Raw genomic sequence first — 5271 nt, forward strand, 5'->3', positions numbered from 1 at the left:
AGTTCTGGATTGGCAACCTGTCACCGAGCAAACCCGACGATGTTGGAATGATTCTGATAGCTGACGGCTAATAGCCAAGGGTCAACAATGCTAGGATAAAGGCTTGAGTAGAGAACGATCGAGCGAAAGCCATGTCATCGACAGAAGTAAAAACCCCGCCTCCAGACAGCCCCACTTCCCACTCCCCTATACCTTTTAAACAGAATTTAGTATAATTAACCCTGAATTGCTTTAGCTAATTGAACGTGAAGTTTATGACTGGCTTTAAAAGCCATGTAATGAGCGGTGGGAATAGTTCCCAGTAAACTCAAATCACCAATTAAGTCCAATAATTTATGTCTTACTGGCTCATTTTCAAACCGTAAAGGAGGATTTAACCATTGATTTTGATCGCAGACTAAAGCATTTTCTAAACTGCCTCCTTTAATTAAACCAGCCTTTTGTAAATATTCAATTTGATCGGCAAAACCGAAAGTCCGGGCGGATGCGATCGCTTGACTAAAACTTTCCTGATCAGGACTCCAACTATACCATTGATTACCGATGGGTTTATAGGTAAAATCGATCCCGTAGGTAAAACGTAATTCAGGGGAAGGAATCGCCGCCACAAAAGCATCTCCTTCGTACAACCAAATCGGTTGAGAAATCGTTAAATCTGATGGAGAAAAAGAGTTATTTAAACCGGCATTTTCGATCGCTTCTACCCAGATTTTGGCCGAACCATCAAGGAGGGGAATTTCCGCACCATCCACCTCAATGCGAGCATCCTCTACCCCCAAAGCGGTTAAGGCCGCTAATAAATGCTCAACGGTTCTGACCTTGGCTTCTCCTTGTCCCAATTCCGTTGATAAAGTCGTTTGGTAAACCGAAGAAACTAGAGCGGGAATAATCGGTTGATTGGCTAGATCTCTGCGGACAAAATAACGTCCTTCCCCCGGATTTGCCCCACAGACGCGCACCCGGGTTATCTCCCCCGAATGTAGGCCAATTCCCGATAATTCAAATTGTTTAGCGATAGTAGAAACCATAATTATCAAGTAATAAAGCTTTTATCAGTGAACAACAAAAAGAACTAAATTTATCGATAACTGATAACTGATAACTGATAACTGATAACTGATTAGAATCGTTCCCCGATACCGAAATGGAGACGAGAACCACCATCGACATTAAAACCGTAGTCAACCCGAATTTGGCCGACGGGAGATTGTACCCGAACACCTAAACCGTAACCGAGACCGGTACCGGGTAAACCCCGGACAATCCCGGGTTGACCGGGGACATCCCCTTGGGAACCAATAGTAGTGCCGAAATCGACAAATAACGCCCCCCCAATAATTGCTACTATGGGAAAACGATATTCGGCCGTCGCTTGGAAATAACTGCGACCGCTACCCACTTCTCCCTCGGCGTAACCCCGTACAGAGTTACTACCCCCAACGATAAAAGCATCGTAGGGGGGTAAATCGCCTAATACTGTCCCTGCTTGCACATTAAAAGCGAGGGATTGCTGACCTTTAAAAATATCGGTTTCAAAGAGATTAAAGGAATTAATAAACCGAACGGGGATAAAGTAACTGTAACTACCCCGAACACGAGTGCCGAAAATACTGCCAGAACCGACCGGAATAGTTTGTTCTAAACCTAGACGCAGGAAAGAACCACTGGTGGGCTGCAGGGGATTATCGCGAAAATCTCGAATAGCGCCAATATTTAGAGAAAGTATATCATCGATCCCGGAGGAACTAAACGCCAGTTGTTGACTGCCAAAACCGTTGAGAGGTGCAGACAGGGGGGAGATGTCACCATTGGCATTTTGCACCTGTACCTGTTGATAGTTAAAGCCTAGGGAAACCACCCATTTTGGTTTCGTAAACACATCGGCGGCCAAAGGACGGACAAAAGTAATACCGCCACCCGTCCGGACGATACGGGGACTATCATTATCGTTAAGCGTCCGAATCGAGGAATTTTCCCCATCATAAACCAGAGAAATCGACTGTCGCCGGAAAACGTTCACCGTGTAGGAAGTGCGGAAATTATCCTTGGCAATCCAAGGATCGGAAAAACTCAGATCGAATAAAAATTCCCGTTCCCCTAACTGGACTTCTGCCCCTAAAGTTTGGTTATTACCGCCAAAATTGCGCTGTTGATAGCTAACAGTCCCGAATAAGCCCGCATTCGAGCTAATACCACCCCCAGCGGCTAGGGAACCGGTATTACCTTCCACCACATCGACGTTAACAATCACCTCCCTTGGGTCGCTGCCGGCAGAAAAAGACAGACGCACATCCTCGAATAAACCGAGACCGAAAACACGCTGTAAATCCTGTTGGGCCGTATTGCGGTTAAAAATATCCCCCGCTTTTAGGCGCATTTCCCTAGTAATGATAAATTCTCTAGTTTTACCCTTGACCGGTTCCTGTTCGACGTTAAAGTAGCGTACTTGAATTTTTTCGATTAAACCTTCGGAAATGACCAGAATCACCCGACCATCGGGAGTGACTTGCGGCGCACCGATTACCTGGGCCAGATCATAGCCGTTTTTGCTGTACCAGTCATTGATTTTTTTTACCCCCGCCTGTAATTCCCGCAAATTCAGGGTTTTGCCGTATTGACTAGCGAAAATTTCCTCGACCACCCCGGCAGGTAAAATCGATTTGTCCAGGGTTTCCGGGGCAATTTGAATCTGTACGCCCTGAAAAACGGGGTTAGGTTGCACCTCAAAGGTGACTCGCACCCCTAGGGGCGTATCTTGGGGAACTGCCCGCACATCGGCAAAAAAGCCCGTGGCAAAAACGGCGTTAATATCTTCTTGCAGTTGCGATCGAGTCGTGCTTCGTCCTGGTCGGGTGCGAATGGTATTATAAACTAGATTTTCTAATTCTCGATCGGCCCCCTGTACTACCACTTCAGCCACCAAAACCCGCGACTCCTCCGCCGGCGCCGGTGGGGCCGTTGTGGGAGTTTCTGGAGGGGTTGGGGTTTCCGTCGGGGTTTCCGTCGGTGCTGCCACGGGTGGCGTAGTTTCTCCCGTCGCAGGAGGAGACTGTACTATCTGCTCGACGCGGGGAAAAACCGTTTCTTGCGGTTCTTCTTCGGCCATTACCGTCCCGTGAAATAATCCGAAAATAGCCAGCATCAGGGCCAGCGAGGAATATCGCCCCGAAAAATTGAGATTTTTAAGCACTTCCACACACCCATTAACACCATTATGGTTTTGTTTGTTTTCTCTGCCCGAGAAATTTAACGAACGTTAAAACTCTAGCAGATTGCTTACTCTCAGTAAATCCCAGCTTGACCGGTGACTAAAGAGATACTGCATCAGGTCTGATATTGGTCAGCCGTCAGCATTAAGTTTTTATCTTGCCATATCTTAGCTTTTTCCGGTTTGGCTCTATCCCAATTCACCCTCTAGAATTATTGCCACCTCGGTGGGCGCACAATTAATTACATATCTTCCTAACTCACCAAAATTAAAAACATTAAGTTTATTCTCCTGGGAATCCCCCACCTTTTTACACCAGCGCAGATGTCAACGTCTCATTTGTAATAACTGTACCAGTTGCGAGACCTGTTGGCGATTAAACATTTGCAGCAGGGTACTAGCTACTAATTCCGGTTCTAGGGTGATCAGGATTTGTGGTAATTTGGCGGTGGCTAATAACTGCAATTCTTGACTGACGGTGATTTCTTCCCCGCGACCCCATTCCAATAAATCACTAGCTTGTTTTAATTCTTTAATAATAACCGGGGCGAGAGTGCGGTAGGAATGTTTGGGGTTAGCCAGGGCTGATTGGGCATTTTTAACTAAATATTGCCACTTTTGCTGTTCTGAAGCCAATTGAGACAGAGATAAATTTAATTTTTGTAATTGCTGACGGGAAGCACTGGTTTCTTCCTGTTTGAACAGTTGTAACATCTGTTTGAGGATATCTCTGACGCTGATGGAGATATAAGAGGTTGCCGCAATAGCTGGGGTAGATTTTTTTTGGTCGAGAAGATAGTTAAGATGGGACTGTAATTCGGCAAAAGTAGGTTCACCTTTTTTAACGATAGCGTTAGCTTCCTCGGCTTGCAAACCTAATGGACTGGGCAGCTTATCGATCAATATCTGAAGCAGATCATAACCCTTGAGGAACAAAGATTCTAATTTTTGATCCACTTGTATGGGATTTTCTTTCAGTATTTTGAAAGCATCCTCAAGACGGTGAGCAGTTTTTTGGATACTGCTATAACCTAACATGGCCGCCCCCCCCTTGATGGAATGGGAGGCACGAAACATCTCGTTCATCTGTTCAGTATTGTTCACGAGATTGCCTAAGTCTAAAATCCCCTGTTCCAAAGTTTCCAGGTGTTCTTTTGCTTCTTCGATGAAATAGCCGAGAATTTTCTGCGCGTTAGCGGAGTACAAGGTCTTATCCCCCCTTATCACGATGCTGTCTAGTCCTAGATTGCCCAGTTTTTCAGGAAATATATCAGTTATGGGGCAATGGCTAGGAAAACTGGCCCAGACGGACACAAGCTAAGTTCAAAAGCCTGCCCACAAAGGTTCTCAGCTTCTCTTGCTCAAAATAGATCGATACAACGGCAGGCAAAAAGCTAAGGAAAGAATCGGGGATGGGAGCAAGCTGACTAGAAATTATTATTGATCAGAGGGAACTGAGTTGTTGACTATCTAGGGTCTGCTGAAAAAGTAGGGGCGAAGCATTCGGATAGGAAATCTACGGTTTCAGCGATAGGTTATGCCCGAATGCTTCGCCCCTACAGGACGCGGGCGGATGAAGATGTAAGGTTTTGAAACATGATTCTCTCAAAATCTTGCACCTGTTTCGCAAAAAAAGACCCTAAGACCCTTACCTAGTCTATATTTCACATTTATTCAGCAAGCCCTATCTAAGATTACCCCTTAAGACCGCACCGGAGTTGGCAGTAGGGAACAGACAACGCCAGAACAGTAGGTGGTCATCCAGAGATGATGCCAAATCCCCTCATACTTCATCTTGCTCTTGATCAAAAACGCTGTCACCACCATCAAGAGCTAATTAGAACAAAATTACTAGACAAAAAGACCCGACCAGAAAAAAGACTAAGGTCTGAAAGGCTGATGTAGCAAGGGATAGAAAAAAGATCAAAAAATTTTGCCAAAAGGGGTTGACAAACTTAGGGAAGTTAGATACATTGGTAAATGCGCGGTTGAAGCGAAGCGAAAGCGAAGCGAAACAAACGACGCTGGAACCTAGACAAAACAATAGTTTGAAAGCCAAGCAA

The 5271-nt window shown here is 45.5% G+C and carries 3 protein-coding genes; all 3 read right to left on the bottom strand.

Translation table 11 applies throughout. The features are described from left to right. Positions 1-215 precede the first annotated feature (215 nt). Entirely contained in the window at positions 216-1028 is an 813-nt protein-coding gene (gene lpxC, locus IM322_RS14725; protein ID WP_002797109.1) for a UDP-3-O-acyl-N-acetylglucosamine deacetylase, read from the bottom strand. A gap of 92 nt (positions 1029-1120) precedes the next feature. Further along, on the bottom strand, positions 1121-3106 hold the full coding sequence (locus IM322_RS14730; RefSeq protein WP_502863229.1) for a BamA/TamA family outer membrane protein: 1986 nt from the start codon (positions 3104-3106) through the stop codon (positions 1121-1123). 429 nt (positions 3107-3535) lie between these two features. After that, positions 3536-4414, bottom strand: a complete 879-nt coding sequence (locus IM322_RS14735) for an Hpt domain-containing protein (RefSeq protein WP_287673010.1) — start codon at positions 4412-4414, stop codon at positions 3536-3538. Positions 4415-5271: the final 857 nt, after the last annotated feature.

It is taken from the genome of Microcystis sp. M109S1, from assembly GCF_020247025.1.
Classification (GTDB): domain Bacteria; phylum Cyanobacteriota; class Cyanobacteriia; order Cyanobacteriales; family Microcystaceae; genus Microcystis.